Origin of the sequence: Microbacterium salitolerans, from assembly GCF_019720895.1 — a bacterium.
In the GTDB taxonomy this organism is placed as follows: Bacteria; Actinomycetota; Actinomycetes; order Actinomycetales; family Microbacteriaceae; genus Microbacterium.
Genome location: NZ_JAHKSH010000005.1, coordinates 199,568 through 220,471, shown reverse-complemented (window position 1 = coordinate 220,471; position 20,904 = coordinate 199,568). Strand labels below are relative to the sequence as shown.

The 20,904-nt window shown below is 70.6% G+C and carries 18 protein-coding genes; 8 read left to right on the top strand and 10 right to left on the bottom strand.

All coding sequences use genetic code 11. The annotated features are described in order from the left end of the window. Positions 1-31 precede the first annotated feature (31 nt). Both KOL93_RS13005 and KOL93_RS13000 read left to right on the top strand, forming a co-directional pair. A complete protein-coding gene (locus KOL93_RS13005) occupies positions 32-1,216 on the top strand; it encodes a bifunctional 2-methylcitrate synthase/citrate synthase (protein WP_221585818.1) in 1,185 nt (394 codons plus the stop codon). Then, entirely contained in the window at positions 1,216-2,397 is a 1,182-nt protein-coding gene (locus KOL93_RS13000) for a thiolase family protein (RefSeq protein WP_221585817.1), read from the top strand. The genes KOL93_RS13005 and KOL93_RS13000 overlap by 1 nt, the downstream gene beginning before the upstream one ends. A gap of 3 nt (positions 2,398-2,400) precedes the next feature. Here KOL93_RS13000 and KOL93_RS12995 read toward each other — a convergent pair whose 3' ends face one another. From KOL93_RS12995 to bcp, 6 genes are all read right to left on the bottom strand, one after another. Continuing rightward, positions 2,401-3,159 carry an SDR family NAD(P)-dependent oxidoreductase gene (locus KOL93_RS12995; RefSeq protein ID WP_221585816.1) on the bottom strand — a complete coding sequence of 253 codons (759 nt, stop codon included), beginning with the start codon at positions 3,157-3,159 and terminating at the stop codon, positions 2,401-2,403. Positions 3,160-3,255: 96 nt separating this feature from the next. After that, the gene (locus tag KOL93_RS12990) at positions 3,256-4,917 is read right to left on the bottom strand and encodes an ABC transporter permease (protein ID WP_221585815.1); all 1,662 of its coding nucleotides are present in this window, start codon (positions 4,915-4,917) and stop codon (positions 3,256-3,258) included. After that, entirely contained in the window at positions 4,914-5,837 is a 924-nt protein-coding gene (locus KOL93_RS12985; RefSeq protein WP_221585814.1) for an ABC transporter ATP-binding protein, read from the bottom strand. The genes KOL93_RS12990 and KOL93_RS12985 overlap by 4 nt, the downstream gene beginning before the upstream one ends. A gap of 40 nt (positions 5,838-5,877) precedes the next feature. After that, positions 5,878-6,549 (bottom strand): TetR/AcrR family transcriptional regulator, encoded by a 672-nt coding sequence (locus KOL93_RS12980; protein WP_221585813.1) that lies wholly within the window; start codon positions 6,547-6,549, stop codon positions 5,878-5,880. A gap of 118 nt (positions 6,550-6,667) precedes the next feature. Continuing rightward, positions 6,668-7,624 carry an ornithine cyclodeaminase family protein gene (locus KOL93_RS12975; protein WP_221585812.1) on the bottom strand — a complete coding sequence of 319 codons (957 nt, stop codon included), beginning with the start codon at positions 7,622-7,624 and terminating at the stop codon, positions 6,668-6,670. Between the two features lie 176 nt (positions 7,625-7,800). Then, complete coding sequence (gene bcp, locus KOL93_RS12970; RefSeq protein ID WP_221585811.1) at positions 7,801-8,274, bottom strand: thioredoxin-dependent thiol peroxidase; 474 nt, start codon at positions 8,272-8,274, stop codon at positions 7,801-7,803. Between the two features lie 61 nt (positions 8,275-8,335). On the opposite strand from bcp, the gene KOL93_RS12965 reads away from it, so the two are divergent. After that, on the top strand, positions 8,336-9,127 hold the full coding sequence (locus KOL93_RS12965; RefSeq protein WP_221585810.1) for an alpha/beta fold hydrolase: 792 nt from the start codon (positions 8,336-8,338) through the stop codon (positions 9,125-9,127). Positions 9,128-9,140: 13 nt separating this feature from the next. Here the strand turns inward: KOL93_RS12965 and rsgA are convergent, their stop codons facing one another. Together rsgA and aroA are read right to left on the bottom strand one after the other, a co-directional pair. Beyond that, on the bottom strand, positions 9,141-10,184 hold the full coding sequence (rsgA, locus tag KOL93_RS12960; RefSeq protein WP_221585809.1) for a ribosome small subunit-dependent GTPase A: 1,044 nt from the start codon (positions 10,182-10,184) through the stop codon (positions 9,141-9,143). A 13-nt stretch (positions 10,185-10,197) separates the two neighbouring features. Next, complete coding sequence (aroA, locus tag KOL93_RS12955) at positions 10,198-11,538, bottom strand: 3-phosphoshikimate 1-carboxyvinyltransferase (RefSeq protein WP_221585808.1); 1,341 nt, start codon at positions 11,536-11,538, stop codon at positions 10,198-10,200. A 111-nt stretch (positions 11,539-11,649) separates the two neighbouring features. On the opposite strand from aroA, the gene KOL93_RS12950 reads away from it, so the two are divergent. The 4 genes from KOL93_RS12950 to KOL93_RS12935 are packed head-to-tail and all read left to right on the top strand — an operon-like array spanning position 11,650 to position 14,398. Beyond that, a complete protein-coding gene (locus KOL93_RS12950; RefSeq protein ID WP_260406563.1) occupies positions 11,650-12,258 on the top strand; it encodes a sigma-70 family RNA polymerase sigma factor in 609 nt (202 codons plus the stop codon). Next, a complete protein-coding gene (locus tag KOL93_RS12945) occupies positions 12,255-12,509 on the top strand; it encodes an alpha-ketoglutarate decarboxylase (protein WP_221585807.1) in 255 nt (84 codons plus the stop codon). The genes KOL93_RS12950 and KOL93_RS12945 overlap by 4 nt, the downstream gene beginning before the upstream one ends. Positions 12,510-12,533: 24 nt before the next feature. After that, positions 12,534-13,829 (top strand): GNAT family N-acetyltransferase, encoded by a 1,296-nt coding sequence (locus KOL93_RS12940; RefSeq protein ID WP_221585806.1) that lies wholly within the window; start codon positions 12,534-12,536, stop codon positions 13,827-13,829. Positions 13,830-13,855: 26 nt separating this feature from the next. Continuing rightward, the gene (locus KOL93_RS12935; protein WP_221585805.1) at positions 13,856-14,398 is read left to right on the top strand and encodes an MOSC domain-containing protein; all 543 of its coding nucleotides are present in this window, start codon (positions 13,856-13,858) and stop codon (positions 14,396-14,398) included. A 66-nt stretch (positions 14,399-14,464) separates the two neighbouring features. On the opposite strand, the gene KOL93_RS12930 is transcribed toward KOL93_RS12935, so the two are convergent. After that, positions 14,465-15,523: a hemolysin family protein gene (locus KOL93_RS12930; RefSeq protein ID WP_221585804.1), complete on the bottom strand. Its 1,059-nt coding sequence runs from the start codon at positions 15,521-15,523 to the stop codon at positions 14,465-14,467. Beyond that, positions 15,520-16,860, bottom strand: a complete 1,341-nt coding sequence (locus KOL93_RS12925) for a hemolysin family protein (protein WP_221585803.1) — start codon at positions 16,858-16,860, stop codon at positions 15,520-15,522. The genes KOL93_RS12930 and KOL93_RS12925 overlap by 4 nt, the downstream gene beginning before the upstream one ends. Positions 16,861-17,154: 294 nt before the next feature. Here KOL93_RS12925 and KOL93_RS12920 point away from each other — a divergent pair, with 294 nt between their 5' ends. Continuing rightward, positions 17,155-20,856: a multifunctional oxoglutarate decarboxylase/oxoglutarate dehydrogenase thiamine pyrophosphate-binding subunit/dihydrolipoyllysine-residue succinyltransferase subunit gene (locus KOL93_RS12920; protein WP_221585999.1), complete on the top strand. Its 3,702-nt coding sequence runs from the start codon at positions 17,155-17,157 to the stop codon at positions 20,854-20,856. Positions 20,857-20,904: the final 48 nt, after the last annotated feature.

The window sequence follows — 20,904 nt, the reverse complement described above, 5'->3', positions numbered from 1 at the left end:
GCACCCGGCCGCAGCTGCAGAGGAGCAGAAGATGACCGAAGACATCAAGAAGGGCCTGGCGGGCGTCGTCGTCGACTACACGGCGGTGTCGAAGGTCAATCCCGAGACGAACAGCCTCCTGTACCGCGGGTATCCCGTGCACGAGCTCGCGGCGACGCAGCCATTCGAGGCCGTGGCATACCTGCTCTGGCACGGGGAGCTGCCCACCCCGGGCGAACTGGCCGAGTTCCGTGCCGAGGAGCGGAGCAGTCGTGCGCTCGCCGACAACGTCCGGGCTGCGATCGACCTGCTTCCGACCTCCGCGCACCCGATGGACGAGGTGCGCACAGCCGTCAGCGTGATCGGCGCGAACGACTTGGCGGGATCCGGGTCTGTGATGGACGCGACGGGGACGGCGGACGAGAACCTCGCCCGCTCGACCCGCCTGTTCGCGCAGCTGCCCGCGATCGTCGCCTACGGCCAGCGCCGCCGCCGCGGCGAGGAGATCGTTGCGCCGCGGGACGATCTCGACTACGCCGCGAACTTCCTGTGGATGACGTTCGGCGAGGAGCAGGATCCGGTCGTCGTGGACGCCTTCAACCGATCGATGATCCTGTACGCGGAGCACTCGTTCAACGCGTCGACGTTCACCGGCCGCGTGGTCGCGTCGACGCTGAGCGACCTGTATTCGGCGGTGACGGCGGCGATCGGTGCGCTCAAGGGGCCCCTACACGGCGGGGCGAACGAGGCCGTGCTGCACGTCTTCGACGAGATCGGCGAGGCCGAGAACGCGGCAGCCTGGCTGGACGACGCGATCGCCGCGAAGCGGAAGATCATGGGCTTCGGTCACCGCGTCTACAAGCGCGGCGACTCGCGCGTGCCGACGATGAAGGCCGCTCTCGACACGCTCGTCGCGCACGTCGATCGTCCCGAGGTGGCGGCGCTCTACGACGCCCTCGAGAGCGAGTTCGTCGCGCGGAAGGGCATCTACCCGAACCTCGACTATCCGTCCGGCCCGGCATACAACCTGATGGGCTTCGACACGGTGACCTTCACCCCGCTGTTCGTCGCGGCCCGCGTGACGGGGTGGACGGCCCACATCCTCGAGCAGCAGGCGTCGAACGCGCTCATCCGACCTCTCGCGGCATACGACGGCCCGGACGAGCGCCACGTCAAGGAGTACGTGCCCGACGAGGCGCACGCAGAGGCCGCCGAACGGCCAGAAGAGGCGTCCTGATGACCGAGCGGGTCGTCATCGTCTCCGGTGCGCGCACACCCGTCGGCACCTTCGGCGGCGCGCTCGCGGGCACTGAGGCCCACGAGCTCGGCGCGGCCGCCGTGAGGGAGGCGCTCGCACGCTCCGGCGTCGAGGGATCGGCGGTCGGGGAGGTCATCATGGGCTGCGTCGGCCAGTACGGTCCTGACGCGTACAACGCCCGCCGGGTGGCGCTCGCCGCCGGGCTCTCGCCGGCGACTCCGGCGCTGACGGTCAACCGGCTGTGCGGATCCGGGCTGCAGTCGATCTGGTCGGGCGCCCAGGAGCTGCTGTGGGGCGGCGTCGACGTGGTCGTCGCGGGCGGCGACGAGAGCATGTCGCGCACGCCGTTCCTCGACTACGAGGCGCGCGGCAACACGCGACTCTCCGACAGGACCCTGCGGGACGGCACGCTCGCGTACCTGACGGATCCGTTCAGCGGCCGGCACATGGGCGTCACGGCGGAGAACGTGGCGGAGCGGTACGGCGTCTCACGTGAGGACCAGGACGCGTACGCGGCCGAGAGCCAGCGGCGTGCTGCCACGCCCGAGGCCCAGGCCGTGTTCGCCGAGGAGATCGTCCCCGTGACGACGGGCGGGCGGCACCCGGCGCGGGTGGCGACCGACGAGCATCCGAGGCCCGGGACGACCGTCGAGTCGCTCGCGGGACTGCGCGCCGCGTTCCAGACGGACGGCACGGTCACGGCCGGCAACGCGTCGGGCGTCAACGACGGCGCCGCGGCGACCGTGCTCATGCGCGAATCCGACGTGCGCGCGCAGGGGCTCGGCGGGCTCGCCACGATCGAGGCCGTCGTGACGGCGGGAATCGCTCCCGAGATCATGGGGTACGCGCCGAAGATCGCCCTCGAGCGCCTGTTCGCGCAGACGGGCATGACCGCCGCGGACGTCGACGTCGTCGAGCTGAACGAGGCGTTCGCGTCGCAGGCGCTCGCCGTCATCCGCGACGCGGGACTCGACGCCGCGACGACGAACCCCTACGGAGGCGCCATCGCGCTCGGCCACCCGGTCGGAGCGACGGGCACGATCCTCACCGTGCGCGCGGCGCTCGATCTCACCCGGCGCGACCTCGAGTACGCCGTCGTGACGATGTGCATCGGCGGCGGCCAGGCGCTCGCCGCGCTCATCCGGCGCTGGGAGGCGTGAGGGTCACCGCGGCGGCATGCGGATCGCGCCGTCGAGGCGGATCGTCTCGCCGTTGATCATGGCGTTGTCGATGATGTGCGCGGCGAGCGAGGCGAACTCCTCGGGTCGGCCGAGGCGCGAGGGGTGGGGCACGCTCTGCGCGAGCGACTCCCGCACGGGCTCGGACATCTTCGCGAGGAGCGGGGTGTCGAACGTGCCGGGGGCGATCGTCGCGACGCGGATGAGCTTCGAAGCGAGGTCCCGCGCGGCGACCAGCGTCATCCCGACGACGCCCGACTTCGTCGAGGAATAGGCGATCTGGCCGATCTGCCCCTCCCAGGCCGCGACCGACGCCGTGAGCACGCAGACGCCGCGTTCGCCGTCCACCTCCTCGTTCCGCGCCATCCGGGCAGCGGCGATCCGCAGCACGTTGAACGTGCCGACGAGGTTCACGCGCACGACCTCCTCGAACAGGTCGAGGGATCCGGGATCGCCGTCGCGGCCGACGAGGCGCAGCGGATCCGCCCGGCCCGCGCAGTGCACGAGGGCGCGCAGCGGCGCGGCGCGTTCGGCGGCATCCGCGGCCGCGGCCACGGCGCGCGGATCCGTCACGTCGGCCGCGGCGAACGTCCCGCCGATCTCGGCGGCACGCGCGGCCCCGTCCGATGTCGGGAGATCGACGACGACGACGTGTGCGCCGCCGTCCGCCAGTCGCTTCGCGGAGGCGAGCCCGAGCCCAGACGCGCCGCCGGTGACGAGTGCGGAGGTGCCGTGGAGATCCATGCCCTCATGCCTACCTCACCTCGCGCGAACGCACATGATCTCTGCCGGTGTACACGAAATCTCATGTACCTGCGCAGGGATCATGTGCGCTCGGTGTCACGCGGTCTGCAGGTCGCGACGGCGGAGACCCAGAATGCCGATCAGCAGGAGCGCCAGCGCGATCGCGGCCAGCGTCACGGGGCCCGCGGCGTCGTACTCGTCGCCGAACGCGTCGGGGATCCAGTGGAACGGCGAGATCCCCTGCACCCACTCGGGGAGCTCGAAGAGGCTTCCGAAGAACGCGAGGAAGAAGCCGACGGCGAGCGGCAGCCAGCCCGCGCCGGTGAGGCGTGGCGCCCAGCCGTAGAGCGCCGTCGTCAGTCCGAGGAAGACCAGGCAGGCGGGTACGTACGACGCGACGACCAGCGAGAAGTCCGCGAGGCCCGGATCCTCGAGCCCGACGGTCCGCGTGCCGGCCCACATGGCGTACGTGGATACGGCGATGACGATGATCGTCCCGCTGCCCGCGATGACGACCTGCGCCCCCAGCCAGCGCCAGCGGCTGACGGGGCCGGCGAGCTGCAGCTCCAGTCGGCCGGAGCCCTCCTCGCCCTTCGGGCGCTGTCCCATCACGACCGCGTAGGCACCGGCGGTGACGCCGATGAAGAGCGCCATGACGCCGAGGAAGCTCGCGGCGAACGCCGACGGGTCCGTGCCGAAGAGCTGCCCGAGGACGGGATTCGTCTCGACGAGATCGGACACCATGTCGTTCAGCGACGACATCATCGTGCCCGTGCCGAAGAACATCAGGCCCGTGCCGAGCGACGTCCAGAACAGGCCGCCGCGCTGCTGGATCCAGGCGAGGGCGAGGGGCGTACGGAGCATCCAGCGCGCGTCGGCGCGACCGGGGCGCGCCGCGAGAAGGCCGGCGCCGAAGTCGCGCCGGTTCGCGAGCAGCGCGGCGACGACGAGGAGGACGAGCGTCGCGGCGAGCGAGAGCGCGAGTGGCCACCAGCGCAGGTCGACGAACGCCCGCATCTGCTGCGCCCAGCCGATCGGAGAGAACCACGACAGGGCGGATCCGCCGACCTCCTGGACATCGCCCGCGGCGCGCACGACGAAGGATGCGGCGAAGACGGCGAGGGCGAGTCCGGTCGCGGTGCGGGCGTGCGCCGTGATCTGGCTCGTGAGGAGTGCGACGGCGCCGAACACGAGCGCGGACCCCGCGCACCCGAGCATCATCCCGAGCGCGTCTGCGGGGGCGATCTCCTCGCCCGCGAGCAGCATGAGCGCGGCGCCGGCGCCGGCGATCACGAGGAGGTGCAGGACGAGCGTGGCGAGTGCGGCGACGGCCGGCGCGTGGCGTCCGACCGCGCTCGCGCGCACGAGCTCCGACCGCGAGCTCTCCTCCTCCGCGCGCGTATGCCGGACGACGTGCACGATGCTCATGATCGCGAGCGCGAGGATGATCCACGTGACGCCCTCGTTCGCCATCGCGACGGAGGGCGTGTAGTCGTCGAGGCCGTAGCCGGGACCGCCCATGATGATCCCCGTGGGCGTGCTCATGACGGCGGCGCGGGCGGCGAGAGCGGCCTCGTCGAAGACGGTGCGGAGCGCCACCGTGAAGTACGCCGTGAAAGCGGCGATCGACAGGACCCAGACGGACATCCGCACGCGATCACGGCGCAGGATGTGGCGGGAGAGCAGCCCGACGCCCACGAGCGCGCTCTCGCGGCGCACGGGGCCCGTGCGGGTCAGGCGATTGGCGACGAGCGTCATGGCGTCGTCACCGCCTCGGGAGCCGCGATGTCGTCGCCGTAGTGCCGCATGAACAGATCCTCGAGCGACGGGGGAGTCGCCGCGAGCGACACGATGCCCAGTGGCGTGAGCACCCCGAGCACCTCGCCCATGGCGGCATCGTCGACGTCGCACGTCAGGCGCGTCCCGGCCTCCACGCGCGCGCTGGCGGCGTCGTGCACGCCTGCGTACCCGAAGAGGGGCGACGGATCATCGCGGACGACCGCCGTCACGCGGGTGCGCGTGAGGTGGCGCAGGCTCTCGAGCGTGCCCGACTCGACGGCCGTGCCGCCGCGGATGATCGTCACGGTGTCGCACACCTTCTCGACCTCGCTGAGGATGTGGCTCGACAGCAGGATCGAGCGGCCCCGCGCGGTCAGCGTGCGCACCTCGTCGGTGAAGACGGCCTCCATGAGCGGATCCAGGCCGCTCGTCGGCTCGTCGAGGATCAGCAGCTCGGCGTCGCTGGCGAGCGCCGCGACGAGCGCGACCTTCTGGCGATTGCCCTTCGAGTACGTGCGCGCCTCCTTCTTCGGGTCCAGTTCGAAACGCTCGAGCAGCTCCGCCTTCCGTGCCGGATCGACGCCGCCGCGCAGGCGCGACAGGTAGTCGATCGCTTCGCCGCCGGAGAGATTCGGCCAGAGCGACACATCGCCTGGCACGTACGCGAGCCGCCGATGGAGCGAGACCGCGTCCTTCCACGGATCCGCGCCGAACAGCCGCACCTGACCCTCATCGGCGCGCAGCAGCCCGAGCAGCACGCGGATCGTCGTCGACTTGCCGGCCCCGTTCGGTCCGAGGAATCCGCGGACCTCGCCCGGGGCAACTGTCAGATCGAGGTGGTCGAGCGCGGTGAATCGTCCGAATCGCTTGACGATTCCCTGGATGTCGATCGGGTTCATGTCGTACTCCTTCGTGGGGAGGGGCGAGGCGCGGCAGAGGTCAGGACGGATCCGCGGCGTCGCGACCCGTGACGCGCAGATAGTCGTCGAGCATCGTGGACGTCGTGAAGACGCCCTCCGTGTAGATCTCCAGCAAGGGGAGCATCGACTCCGTCATGAGTTCGTCCGTGAGGGCCGGGATGTCGGAGGATCCGGCTTCGGGGGAGCGGAGGAGGAGGGACAGCAGGAAGGCGCCGAGCGAGCTCATGACGAGGTAGCGGGTGCGGGCCCGCTCATCGCGACTCGGCCGCGCGATGCCGCGCGCGACCGCGTCGGCCATGTACCCCTCGGCGTCGGCGATCATGTGCTCGACGAAGTCACGGCCGAGGGAGCCGCCGTCCATCACGGAACGCAGGACGTAGACGAGCAGGGGTTCGTATTCGTGGCTCGATGCCAGCGTCGTGAGGAACCGGCCGTTCTCGACCGCGTCGATGTTGTCGTGCTTCGCCCGTCGGATCCACTCGAGCACGTGCGCGTCGCAGGCGGCGCGCAGGCCGTCCTTCGAGCCGAAGCGCTTCATGAGGAGAGCGGCGCTCACCCCCGCCTCGGCGGCGATGGCGCGCAGGGGGGCGTCGAACCCGTCGGCGGAGAAGCGCCGTGCGGCGACGCGCACGATCGGGTCGCCGTCGGGCTCGGTGCGGGCGGCGTCGGGTGAACGCTCGTTCACAGTCATGCCGTCAGTGTAAACGCGTGTTCACGCCGGGGCAAGATGGCGCCGGCGCCGGCGGTGGCTCAGGCGCTCGCCCACTCCCGCCGGACATGATCGACGTGCGGGCAGACCGGGTCGCGGCTCATCGGCCGTCGTCCTCGTCGCGTGCGGCGCGCCACACGGCCGAGGCGACGACGAGGTCCTCCCATGACATCCCCGAGCTCTTGAACACGACGGGGGCATCCGCCGCGAGCCGGGTCTCCGGATCCAGGACGTCGCTCATCGTGAGCAGGTCGTCGGTGTCGAGGGCGCCCTCGTCGATCGCGAGGACGACGTCGCCGCACTCGCGCAGCGCGGTCGCGCGGTCCTCGACGACGACGGTGGACCGCCCGAGCAGCGGGGCATCGAGCTCGCGCGCCGTCGGCTCATGGGACCCGACCGCGATGACGACCGCATCGTCTCGCACGAGATCGCCGCGGAAGAGCGGCGTGCGGGCGGTCGTCGAGCAGATGATGAGATCCGCGGCGCGCGTCTCCTCCTCGGCCGTCGGTGATCCGCTGGCCGCCGCGTGGTCGATGCCGTCGCCGGTCGCCACCCGCGACGGGTCCCGCGTCACCGTCGTGACGTGGGCGATCCGCTCGTCGCCGAGCGTGTCCCGCAGCGTGGCGAGGTGGCCCCTGCCCTGGTGGCCGGCGCCGTAGAGCACGACGCGGAGGGGCACCTGTCGGCGACGGAGGAGCGGCTCGACGGCGGCGATGGACACGGCCGGCGTGCGCAGGTCGGTGAGGGCCGGCCCGTCGATGAGGACGCGGGGAGTCAGGGTCTCCGCGTCGAACAGGATGTACAGCCCCTGGATCCGCGGCAGACCGCGGACGGGATTGCCGGGCGCGACGGTGAGCACCTTGACCCCGGCATCTGCCGCCGCCTCGGACGGCATGAGGAGGAACTCGCCGTGCGCGAGCGGCGCCGCGACGCGGGGCGCATCCTGCTCGGGACGGAGCCCGCTCCGAAGTGCGTCCTGGAGCGCGCGGACGGCGGCGCGTGGCGGGACGAGCCGGCGCACGGTCGCGGCGTCGAGGAAGGGGAGCGACGTGGTCATCGGAGCACGAACCCCGGCACCAGCGGATCGCGGTCGTCGACGCTCGTATCGGTCTCGGTCATCCGGCAGCCTCTCGTCATCGTGTGATGGCACTCACACTACGGCGACCGGTGCCGCGCAAGAACGATGCGCCCCGCTCGACTCAGCGAGCGGGGCGCATCGGCAGCCGGGCGGCCTCAGTCGATGCCGAGTTCCTTGCGGATGCGGGCGACGTGGCCGGTGGCCTTCACGTTGTACTTGGCGAGGACGACGCGGCCCTGCTCGTCGATGACGAACGTCGAGCGGATGACGCCCTCGATGACCTTGCCGTAGTTCATCTTCTCGCCCCATGCGGCGTAGGCACGATGCACGGCGGCGTCGGGGTCGCTGAGCAGCGGGAACGTCAGGCCGTCGCGCTCGGCGAATCGCTTCAGCTTCTCGGGCTCGTCACGCGAGACGCCGATGACCTCGTAGCCGGCGCCCTGGAGCGAGGCGAGTGAGTCGCGGAAGTCGCACGCCTGGGTCGTGCAGCCCGGCGTCATGGCGGCCGGATAGAAGTAGAGGACGACCTTCCTCCCGCGGAAGTCCGCGAGGGAGACGCGCTTTCCGTCCTGGTCGAGAAGGGTGAGATCGGGGGCCTCGGCGCCCGCTTCGAGACGAGTGTCGGTCATCTCTCCAGGGTATCCGCGCGGCCACCGCCCACGCGCCGCCGGGAGGCACCATGATGGCCTCATGGCTATCCCGCTGCTGACTGAGATGCCCGATCCGAAATACGTGATGTCCCAGGACGGCTTCCGCATCGCCACCTACACGTGGGGCGACGAGAGCGCGCCCGTCGTCCTCTGCGTGCACGGCTTCGCGTCGAGCTGTCGCGACAACTGGGTGCAGACCGGGTGGGTGCGCGAGCTGCTGCGCGCCGGCTTCCGCGTGCTGGGGATCGACCAGCGCGGCCACGGCGAGAGCGAGAAGCCCTACGAGGACACGGCCTACGCGATGGAACACTTCGTGTCCGACATCGAGAGCGTCCTCGACACATACACGATCGACGAGGTGCGCTACCTCGGCTACTCGCTCGGCGCCCGGGTCGGCTGGCACACCGCCGTCGACCTGCCGCACCGCGTCACCCGCGTCGTCCTGGGCGGGATCCCCGACGGGCGGCCGCTCGGACGGCTCGACCTCGCGCAGGCGCGCGCCTTCGTCGAGACCGGCGCGGAGGTGACGGATCCGGTGACGCGCAACTACGTGACGCTCGCCGAGCGCGTGGAGGGCAACGACCTGCGCGCCGTCGTGGCGCTCGCCGCGGGCATGCGGTTCGGCGACGCGGAACCCGACCTCGGGGATCCGCCGCAGCAGCCCGTCCTGTTCGCGACGGGCACGGAGGACGCCATCATCGAGGAGTCCCGCCGTCTCTCCGAGGCGGTGCCGCACGGAGAATTCGTCGAGATCCCCGGCCGCCACCACTTCAACGCACCGGGATCTCGCGACTTCCGGAGCGCGGGCACGGCCTTCCTCGCGGCCGAGTAGCGCTCGCCGCGGCTCAGTACTCGTCGCGGTGGGAGAACGTCTCGAGCAGGCCCTGCAACGACGCCACGCGCGCGGGGGCCACCCGCCCCGCGTCGCGGGCGTCGTTGAGTGCGCAGTCGGGGGCGCCGGGAAGATGGGTGCATCCGCGCGGGCAGTCGGCTGCGACCTCGTCGAGATCGGGGTAGGCGCGCAGGATGCTGTCGTGGTCGATATGCCCGAGGCCGAACGATCGCACGCCCGGGGTGTCGATCACCCAGCCGTCGCCGTCCTGGCCGCGATAGCGCAGCGAGATCGTCGACGACGAGGTGTGCCGCCCGCGGCCCGTGACCTCGTTGACGTGGCCGGTCGCGCGGTCCGCGTCCGGCACGAGCGCGTTGACCAGCGTGGACTTCCCGACGCCGGAGTGGCCGACGAAGACGGTCGAGTGCCCGACGAGCGCGGCGCCGATCTCATCGAGCGGCGGATCGTCGCGCGCTGACAGGAACACGCGCAGGTTGTCGAGCTCTTCGAAGTGCGAGAGGAACTCGGACGGATCCGCGAGGTCGGTCTTCGTGACGACGAGCAGCGGGCGGATCCCCGAATCGATCGCGGCCACGAGGTAGCGGTCGACCAGGCGCGGGCGGGGCGGAGGGTCGGCGGCCGCGACGACGACGAGCATCTGGTCGGCGTTCGCGACGATGACGCGCTCGACCTGGTCGGTGTCGTCGGCTGAGCGGCGCAGCAGGCTCGTGCGATCCTCGATGCCGACCATGCGGCCGAGCGTGCCTTCGTCTCCCGACGTGTCTCCGACGACCCGCGCGCGGTCGCCCGTCACGATCGGCATGCGACGCAGCTCCCGTGCCCGCGTCGCCGTGATCTCGTGCTCGTCGGATCCGCCCTCGTCGATCAGCACGCGGTAGCGGCCGCGGGAGGTGCCGAGCACGCGGCCGATGACGGCGTCGTCGTGGGCGGGGCGGCGCTTGGTGCGCGGACGATTCGCCTTGGGATTCGGGCGCACGCGGACGTCGGCCTCGTCGAAGACGTCGTCGTCGTCATCGTCGTCGTTCCACCAGCTCACGACCGCATCCTCGTCATTCGGCGGCGAGCATGCGCTGCCAGAGCGCGGCGAACTGCGGCATGGTCTTCGCCGTCGTGCCGATGTCGTCGATCACGACGCCGTCGACGGCGAGTCCCATGAGGGCGCCCGTGGTCGCGATGCGGTGGTCGTGATGCGCCTTCCACTCTCCGCCGTGCAGCGGGGCGGGGATGACGCGGATCCCGTCGGGAAGCTCCTCTGCCCCGCAGCCGAGCGCGCGCAGGTTGCTCACGAGCGCCGCGATGCGGTCGGTCTCGTGGCGGCGGATGTGGCCGATCCCCGTGAACGACGAGGGCGAATCGGCGAAGGCCGCGAGCCCGACGAGCGTCGGGGTGAGCTCGCTGACGGCCGCCAGATCGAGGTCGACGCCGTGGATCCGCTTGCCCGCCGTGACGGTGACGGCGCCGCCGCGACGCGTGACGCGGCCGCCGACGAGCGACAGGATGTCGGTCAGGTGCCCGCCGGGCTGCGTCGAGTGCGCGGGCCAGCCGGGTATCGTGACGGATCCGCCCGCCACCATCGCCGCGGCGAGGAACGGTGCGGCGTTCGACAGGTCGGGTTCGATCGCGATCGTCTTCGCGCGCGGCGTCGTGGCCGGGACGACCCACTCATGCGCCGACGGCCGCTCGACGTGCACGCCCCGGTGCGCGAGGGATTCGACGGTCATCTCGATGTGGGGAATGCTCGGGAGCGTCTTCCCCGTGTGCTTGAGGTGCAGCCCGACGTCGAAGCGCGGCGCCGCGAGCAGCAGCCCCGAGACGAACTGGCTCGACTCGGACGCGTCGATCTCGAGCTCGCCGCCCCGGATGTGGCCGCGGCCGTGCACCGTGAACGGCAGGCTCCAGTGCCCGCCGTCGTCGATGTCGACGCCCAGATCGCGCATCGCCTTGATCATCGCGCCCATCGGACGGTGCAGCGCGTTCTCGTCGGCCGTCATATGGACGTCGCCGTCGGCGAGGCCCAGCAGCGGAGCGACGAATCGCATCACCGTGCCGGCCTGGCCGCTGTCGATCTCGCATCCGCCCGTCAGGTGCTTGGGCGGTGTGATCTCGACATCGTCGCCGAAGGGGCTGTCGCCCGGCACCCGCGCGACCGTCACGCCGAGCGCGCGCAGGGCATCGCCCATGCGATGCGAGTCGGCCGAATGGAGCGGCGCCTGTATGCGGCTCGGCCCATCGGCCAGAGCCGCGAGGATCAGCTCGCGATTGGTGAGGGACTTCGAACCGGGCACGGTGACCGTCGCGCTGAGCGGCGCAGTCGCCGCGGGCGCGTCATACGATCCCCGGGGCGCGTCGGCCGGGACGGTGGACGTGGGGGAATACCCTCGCGTTGTCATCGCGTTCCACCCTAGTGAATCGACGACACGAGGTGACGGATGACACAGACGGCGTGTATGACGGCGGATCCGCAGGTGATCGAGCCTGCTGCGCACGTAGGCTGGCTCGTGATGGACGAACACGCCGACGAGACCGCGGGGCCCGCTGACGCGCGCGCCCAGTTCGAAGAGCAGGCGCTGCCCTTCATGGATCAGCTGTACGGGGCGGCGATGCGCATGACGCGCAACCCTCCGGACGCGGCGGATCTCGTGCAGGACACGTTCGTGAAGGCCTACGCGTCGTGGAGCTCGTTCACACAGGGGACGAACCTCAAGGCGTGGCTGTACCGGATCCTCACCAACACCTACATCAATGGGTATCGCAAGCGACAGCGCGAGCCCTACCAGGGTGCCATCGACGACCTGGAGGACTGGCAGCTCGGCGGCGCCGAGTCGACGACGGCGATGACGCGCCGGTCGGCCGAGGCGGAGGCGATCGATCACATGCCGGCCTCGGCCGTGAAGGACGCGCTGCAGGAGATCCCGGACGACTTCCGGATGGCGGTGTACCTCGCCGACGTCGAGGGCTTCGCCTACCAGGAGATCGCCGACATCATGAAGACCCCGATCGGCACCGTGATGAGCCGCCTGCACCGTGGCCGGCGACTGCTGCGCGACAAGCTGAGGGGATATGCGGCCGAGCGAGGGATCGCCGCCGCGAAGACGGGAGTGGACAAGTGAGCGACTGCGGGTGTGAGAAGGCGCGCGCCGACCTCGAGGAGTTCGTGCGCGGCGAGATCGCGTGCTGCCAGACGGCGCACGGCGAGATCCGCGAGCACATCGAGAGCTGTCCTGGCTGTCAGGACGAGGCGACGGTGGCGCGCACGCTGACGGTGGCGGTGCAGCGCGCGTGCAGCGACGAGTCGGCGCCGGTGGACCTGCGTGCGCAGGTGATCGCAAAGCTCCGGGACGTGCAGGCCGAGCCGCACTGACCCCGATTCCGTAGGCTGGGGCGCGTGAGCCATATCGACGCCCGTGACGTGCCCGCCGACGAGACCTCCCGCCTCCGCCTCGCGGACGGCGGGCTCGACTACCGCGTCATCGCGGGCGAGGAGATCGACGAGTTCCTGCGCGCCTCGTGGCGCGGCTTTCTCGACGGAGAGCCGACAGACGCCGAGATCGCCGAGGAGCGCGCTCTCTTCGACGCGCAGCGACGTGCCATCGCCGTCTTCGACGACACCGCGCTGCAGCCGTTGCCTGTCGCGACGGAGGCATCATGGGTGTCGTCCCTCACGGTCCCCGGCGGTGAGATGCCCATGTGGGCGATCAGCGACGTGACCGTCGCCGCGACCCATCGCCGTCGCGGCATCGCGCGCGCGATGCTGGAGGGCGAGCTGCGTGCGGCCGCCGATGCGGGCCTCGCCGTGGCGGGCCTGACGGCCACCGAGGCGACGATCTACGGCCGCTATGGGTTCGCGCCTGCGGCGCCCGCCGCCGAGGTCTCCGTCGACGCGCGCCGTGCCGGGTGGGGCGCCGCCGATCCGCGCGCGCGGGTGCTGTTCGTCGAGCGCGAGCAGCTGGCCGCCGATCTGCATGACCTGCACGAGCGCACGCGCCTGTCGCGTCCTGGCGATGTCGCGGGCTGGGAGCGGCGCTGGCGCCAGAAGGCGGGGCTCACGGAGGGCACCGAGAAGCCGCGGGAGATCCGCGGCGTGCGCGCCGTGGACGAGGAGGGCGCGCTCGTCGGCGCCATGGTGTTCCGCCTCAAAGAGGGCAAGACGTACGACTCCCATCTCCTCGAGATCGGCCACCTCATCGCGGCCACGCCCGACGCGCACGCGGCGCTGTGGCGCTTCGCCATCACCTACGACCTCGTGGCCACGGTGCGCGCCGATCTGCAGCCGACCGACGACGCCCTGCCGTGGCTCGTCGCCGATCGCCGCGGCGTCGCGCTGCGTCCCCATGACCACGGCTGGCTGCGCATCCTCGACGTCCCCGCCGCGCTCGCGGCGCGATCGCTCACGGGCGCGTTCGGCGTCCGGCTCCGGGTGACGGATCCGCTCGGGCTGGCGGACGGATCCTGGTCGGTCATGCAGATCGGCGGACAGGGCGTGCAGATCGCTCCGCTCGAGGACTCGGAACGCGTCGAGGTCACGCTCGACGTCGGCGCACTGTCCGCGGCGTTCCTCGGCGGCGTCTCGCTCGAGACACTCGCCGCCGCCGGCCGTGTGACGGGCGACGCGGAGAAGATCGCCGCGCTCTCCGGGGCGCTCCGCGCGCACCGGCCGCCCCAGCTGTCCCTCTGGTACTGAGCGTCACCGTGGACGAGGACCAGAGCGTGCCCCGCCTTCTCGCCGTGTGCGCCGTTCACCAGCTGACCCCCGACCCAGGATCGGTCGGCACGACCGCGATCGACAAGCGCCCCCTCGAAGGGGCCGTGAAGATCGGCCGGCTCGGCGTCTACGGCGATGTGCAGGCCGACCGCGCGCATCACGGCGGCGATGTGCAGGCCGTCTACGCCTACGCGCAGGAGGACGCCGAATGGTGGGCCGAACAGCTCGGCCGGGACATCCCGTCCGGCACGCTGTTCGGCGAGAACCTGCGCACGTCGGGGATCGACGTGTCGAACGCGCGGGTGGGGGAGCGCTGGCGCATCGGCGGCGTGCTCCTTGAGGCGACCGCGCCCCGCAATCCCTGCGCGACCTTCGCGCGCCGCGTGGGGCTCGAGAAGGACGGGTGGGTCAAGCGCTTCGCCGATGAGGGGCGCCTCGGCACGTACTTCCGCGTGCTCGAGACGGGGCGCCTCCAGGCCGGCGACGAGATCGACGTCGTGCACGTGCCGGACGACGCCCCCACGACCCGCTCGCTCCTCTTCGCCTGACGCAGAGGGCCCGGACCCTTCGCGGATCCGGGCCCTCTGCGTGCGCGAGGTCAGCGCCCCCGCGCGTCAGCGTCGGCGTGAGCGCTCGGTCGCGTCGTGGACTTCGCCGATGAGCTCCTCGATGATGTCCTCGAGGAACAGCACCGACACGGTGCGCCCCTCGTCGTCGCGGACGCGGGCGAGGTGGCGCCCTTGCTCGCGCATGAGCGCGAGGGCGTCCTCGAGGTCGGTCGTCTCGTGAACGGGAACCATGTGGTGGATCCGCTTCGCCGGGATCGGCTCGGCCATCCGGTCCTCGGACGTGCCGCTGGACGCGCGCAGCACGTCCTTGAGGTGCACGTAGCCGAGGGGATCGCCCGCCTCGTCGACGATGATGTAGCGCGAGTAGCCGTGGGTCGCGACTGCGCGCTCGATCTCAGTCGGCGTGGCGTTCTCCGGCAGCGTGACGATCTTCTCGAGCGGCACGGCGACGTGGCCGGCGTCCTTGTCGGTGAACTCGACGGCCGCGGCGATCGTTCCCGCGGCGTCGTCGAGCACGCCCTCGCGGCGCGACTGGCTGACGATGGTCGCGACCTCGTCGAGTGTGAAGGTCGAGGCGGCCTCGTTCTTCGGTTCGACGCCGAACAGCCGCAGCGCCGCGTTGGCGATGCCGTTGAGCACCCAGATCACGGGGGAGAAGACGCGCGAGACCCACACGAGCGGCGGAGCGAGCAGCAGCACGGCCCGGTCGGGGATGCTGAACGCGAGGTTCTTCGCGACCATCTCGCCGAACACCACGTGCAGGTAGGACACGAAGATGAGGGCGATGACGAACGCGATCGTGTCGATCGCGCCCTCCGTGAGCCCCGTGAGCCCGAGCGGCGCGACCAGCAGGTGGTGCAGCGCGGGCTCGGACACGTTCAGGATCAGCAGCGAGCAGATCGTGATGCCGAGCTGGCTCGTCGCCAGCATCGCCGTCGCGTGCTCCATCGCGTAGAGCGCCGTCTTCGCGGCCCGGGAGCCCTTCTCAGCGCGCGGCTCGATCTGCGATCGGCGTGCGGAGATGACGGCGAACTCCGCGCCGACGAAGAAGGCGTTGGCCACGAGGAGCACGACCAGCCATGCGAGTCCAGCCCAGTCGCTCATCGCGCACTTCCGTTCGAGTCGGCGGAGGTCGTCTCAGACGCCTCCGGCAGCGGATCCGGCACGAACCGCACGCGGTCGACGCGGCGTCCGTCCATGCGCACGACGAACAGCGATCCGTCGTCGAGGCGCACGGTGTCTCCCGCGACGGGGATCCGCTCGAGCGTGGACATGATGTATCCGCCGACCGTGTCGTAGTCGTCCGACTCGGGAACCTCGACGGCGGCGCGCTCGCGCAGCTCGTCGGGGCGCAGCTGGCCGGGGAAGGTGACCGAGTCGAGGTGGCGCACGACGTCGACGCGGCGGCGATCGTGCTCGTCCGCCACCTCGCCGACGATCTCCTCGACGAGGTCCTCGAGCGTCACGACGCCCGCGGTTCCGCCGTATTCGTCGACGACGACCGCCATCTGATAGCCCCGGCTGCGCAGCTCGGACAGCATCTGGTCGAGGTGCACGGTCTCGGGCACGCGCAGCGGCTCGGTGCGCAGAGCGCCGACCGGGACCTCCCGCCGTTTGTCTCGCGGCACGCTGACGGCGGCCTTGAGATGCACGACGCCGACGATGTCGTCGAGGTCGTCGTCGTAGACCGGGAATCGGCTGTGGCCGGTCTCGCGCGCGAGCCGCATGACCTCGTCGGCCGATTCGCCGATCGCGATCGCGTGCATGCGCGGACGAGGCGTCATGACGTCGCCCGCTGTGAGGCGCGCGAAGCGAAGAGAGCGGTCGAGGAGCGTCGCCGTGTCGGCCTCGAGCACGCCGGCCATGGCCGAGCGGCGCACGAGGCTCGAGAGCTCTTCTGCGGTGCGCGCACCGGACAGCTCCTCCTTCGGCTCCACGCCCATGGCGCGCAGGATCGCGTTCGCGCTGCCGTTGAGGCCCGAGATCGCGGGGCGGAAGACGGTCGTGAACGCGATCTGGAGCGGCGCCACGAGTTTGGCCGTCGCCAGTGGGAGCGCGAGCGCGAAGTTCTTCGGGATGAGCTCGCCGAGGATCATCGACAGGATCGTCGCGATCGTCATGCCGAGGACGGTCGAGACCGCCGCCGCAGCCGCGTCGGGGACGCCCCAGGCCGTGAGGACGGGGTCGAGGAGCCGGGACATCGCGGGCTCCATCGTGTAGCCCGTGAGCAGTGTCGTGAGGGTGATGCCGAGCTGCGCCGACGACAGATGCGTCGATGTGTGGCGCAGAGCCGAGATGGTGAGTGCCAGGCGGGTCTCCCCGCGGGCCTGTCGAGCTTCGAGATCGGCGCGATCGAGGTTGACGAGCGAGAACTCGCTCGCGACGAAGACGCCGGTTCCGAGGATGAGCGCGAGCCCCACGCCCAACATGATCCAGTCCATCACTTCCGCTCTCCACCGGCCTTTCGGCAGGGGCAGACGAGCGGATGCGGGATCGAGGGCGTGGGAAGGCTACTGGGAGGGTCGTCCATGATGACGTCATCCTAGGGGAATCCGGTGGGGAACAGGCCGCGAGGACCCGTGGAGACCGCCGCGGGGACGAGTGGATACCGGATGGATCGCGGCGCCGCGCACGGCGTCAGAACCCTCGAACTGGGATACGCTGGGGACGGTATGCGCGTGCGCTTCGCCGTGCGCGACGAACATCATTCTTCGATGAAAGTGGGCGATCTGACCGTGTCGAGTCAGGTGACGGGTGTCGGTACGTCGAACGAGGGGGAGTTCGGAGCCAATCAGTGGCTCGTCGACGAGCTCTACCAGCAGTACAAGGTCGACAGGAACGCGGTCGACAAAGAATGGTGGCCGGTGATGGAGCAGTACGCCCAGAAGCAGGATTCTGCGCAGACGCAGGAATCCGCGCCGAAGCAGGAGTCCGCGTCGAAGCAGGAGCCGGCGGCGAAGCAGGAGCCGGCGGCGAAGCAGGCCGCGCCGGCGCCGTCCTCCAGCACGCCTCCCGTCGCCAAGACGACGGCGAAGCCGGCCTCGGCCGCACCGATCCCCGCCGAGCCCGAGACGAAGAAGGCGGACAAGCCCGAGTCCGAGCCGGCGGAGGACAAGGTCACGGTCCTCAAGGGGATGCCGAAGACGCTGGCCAAGAACATGGACCAGTCGATCACGGTCCCGACCGCGACGAGCGTGCGCACGATCCCGGCGAAGCTGATGATCGACAACCGCATCGTCATCAACAACCACATGTCCCGCACGCGCGGCGGCAAGGTCTCGTTCACGCACATCATCGGCTGGGCGCTCATCCAGGCGCTCAAGGCGTTCCCGAGCCAGAACGTCTACTACGCCGAGATCGACGGGAAGCCGAGCGTCGTCGCCCCCGCGCACATCAACCTCGGCATCGCGATCGACCTGCCGAAGCCCGACGGCACGCGTGCGCTCATGGTGCCGAGCATCAAGAACGCCGAGCAGCTGTCGTTCCGCGAGTACCTCGCGGCATACGAGGACCTCGTGGGCCGCGCTCGCGCGAACAAGCTCACGGCGACCGACTTCGCGAACACCACGGTCTCGCTCACGAACCCCGGCGGCATCGGCACCGTCCACTCGGTTCCGCGCCTCATGAAGGGCCAGGGCTGCATCATCGGCGCCGGCGCCCTCGACTACCCGGCCGAGTTCTCCGGCGCGAGCCTGAAGACGCTCAACGAGCTGGCGATCGGCAAGACGATCACCCTCACGAGCACGTACGACCACCGCGTCATCCAGGGCGCCGGATCCGGTGAGTTCCTCAAGGTCGTGCACCAGCTCCTGATCGGCGGCGAGCGCTTCTACGAGGACATCTTCGCGGCCCTCCGCATCCCGTACGCGCCGATCCGCTGGAACGCCGACGTCTCTGTCGACGTGGCCGAGCGCGTCGACAAGACGGCGCGCGTGCAGGAGCTCATCAACGTCTACCGCGTGCGCGGCCACCTCATGGCGGACATCGATCCGCTCGCCTACGAGCAGCGCGAGCACCACGACCTCGAGATCGAGTCGCACGGCCTCACCTTCTGGGACCTCGAGCGCGAGTTCGTCACGGGCGGCTTCGGCGGCAAGCGCCAGGCCAAGCTGCGCGACATCCTCGGCGTCCTGCGCGACACCTACTGCCGCACGACCGGCATCGAGTACATGCACATCGCCGACCACGAGCAGCGCGAGTGGTTCCAGCAGAAGCTCGAGCGCCCCTACGAGAAGCCCGACCACGACGAGCAGCTGCGGATCCTCGGCAAGCTCAACCAGGCCGAGGCGTTCGAGACGTTCCTGCAGACGAAGTACGTCGGCCAGAAGCGCTTCTCGCTCGAGGGCGGGGAGTCGCTCATCCCGCTGCTCGACCGCGTCGTCGACGAGGCGGCATCCGCCGGCCTGAAGGGCGCGGCCATCGCGATGGCGCACCGCGGTCGCCTCAACGCGCTGACGAACATCGCCGGCAAGACCTACGGCGAGGTGTTCAGCGAGTTCGAGGGCGCCATGCCGGGGAACAAGCGCGGCTCGGGCGACGTGAAGTACCACATCGGCACCGAGGGCACCTTCACGGGTCGCGACGGCGACATCGACGTCTACCTCGCGGCGAACCCGTCGCACCTCGAGACGGTCGACAGCGTGCTCGAGGGCATCGTGCGCGCGAAGCAGGATCGCTTCGAGAAGGGCTCCTTCTCCTGGCTGCCGATCCTCGTCCACGGCGACGCGGCCTTCGCCGGCCAGGGCGTCGTCGTCGAGACGCTGCAGATGTCGCAGCTCCGTGCCTACCGCACGGGCGGCACGGTGCACGTCGTCGTGAACAACCAGGTGGGCTTCACCACGCTCCCGCAGGACGCTCGCTCGTCCACCTACGCGACCGACGTCGCGAAGACGATCGGCTCGCCGATCCTGCACGTCAACGGAGACGACCCCGAGGCCGTCGTCCGTGCGGCGGAGCTCGCGTTCGAGTACCGCCAGAAATTCCACCGCGACATCGTCATCGACCTCGTGTGCTACCGCCGACGCGGCCACAACGAGGGCGACGACCCGGCGATGACGCAGCCGCTGATGTACGGCCTGATCGAAGCGAAGCGCTCCGTGCGACGTCTCTACACCGAGTCGCTCGTCGGCCGCGGCGACATCACGGAAGAGGAGTACGAAGCGGCGAAGGCCGACTTCCAGAATCGCCTCGAGGTCGCGTTCGCCGAGACGCACGCGGCCGAGACCGGCTCGATCCCGGTGCTCACGCCCGAGCAGCTCCGCCCCGAGGTCGAGGGCGAGCCCGACGCGACGGGCATCGGCGCCGAGATGGTCCACCAGATCGGCGACGCGCACGACAATAAGCCCGAGGGCTTCACCGTGCACGCCAAGCTCCAGCAGCTGCTCGACAAGCGCGTGCAGATGAGCCGCGAGGGCAAGATCGACTGGGCCTTCGGCGAGCTGCTCGCCTTCGGATCCCTGGTGATCGAGGGCACGCGCGTGCGCCTCGTCGGACAGGACTCGCGACGCGGCACGTTCGTGCAGCGTCACGCCGTCTTCCACGACCGGGTCAACGGCCAGGAGTGGCTGCCGCTCGCGAACCTCTCCGAGACGCAGGCGCGCTTCCAGGTGTTCGACTCGCTGCTGAGCGAGTACGCGGCCCTCGGCTTCGAGTACGGCTACTCGGTCGAGATGGCCGACGCGCTCGTGCTGTGGGAGGCGCAGTTCGGCGACTTCGTCAACGGCGCGCAGTCGATCATCGACGAGTTCATCTCCGCGGCCGATCAGAAGTGGGGCCAGGAGTCGGCCGTCGTCCTCCTCCTGCCGCACGGCTACGAGGGTCAGGGCCCCGACCACTCGTCGGCGCGCATCGAGCGCTTCCTCCAGCTGTGCGCGCAGGACAACATGACGGTCGCGCGCCCGTCGACGCCCGCGTCGTACTTTCACCTGCTGCGTCGCCACGCGTACTCGCGCCCGCGTCGTCCGCTCGTGGTCTTCACGCCGAAGGCGATGCTGCGCCTGCGCGGCGCCACGAGCGAGGTGGCCGACTTCGTCGAGGGCGGCTTCGAGCCGGTGCTCGACGACGACCGCGGACTCGACAAGAGCACGGTCACCCGCGTGCTCGTGCAGGCGGGCAAGATCCACTGGGATCTTGCAGGCGAGCTGCAGAAGCACCCGGACGACACGATCGCCCTCGTGCGCCTCGAGCAGTTCTACCCGGCGCCCGACGAGGCGCTCACCGCGATTCTCGACCAGTACCCGAACGCCGAGGTCGTCTGGGTGCAGGACGAGCCCGAGAACCAGGGCGCGTGGCCGTTCATCCAGCAGTGGGTGACGAGCAGCGTGGGGCGCGAGATGTCGGTCGTGTCGCGCCCGGCCGCGGCCGCGCCGTCGACGGGCTCCTCGAAGGTCCATGCCGTCGAGCACGCCGATCTCATGAAGCGCGCGCTGCGCCGCTGACGCGTCGTACAGGACAGGGCGGCCGGAACCCCTCGGGGATCCGGCCGC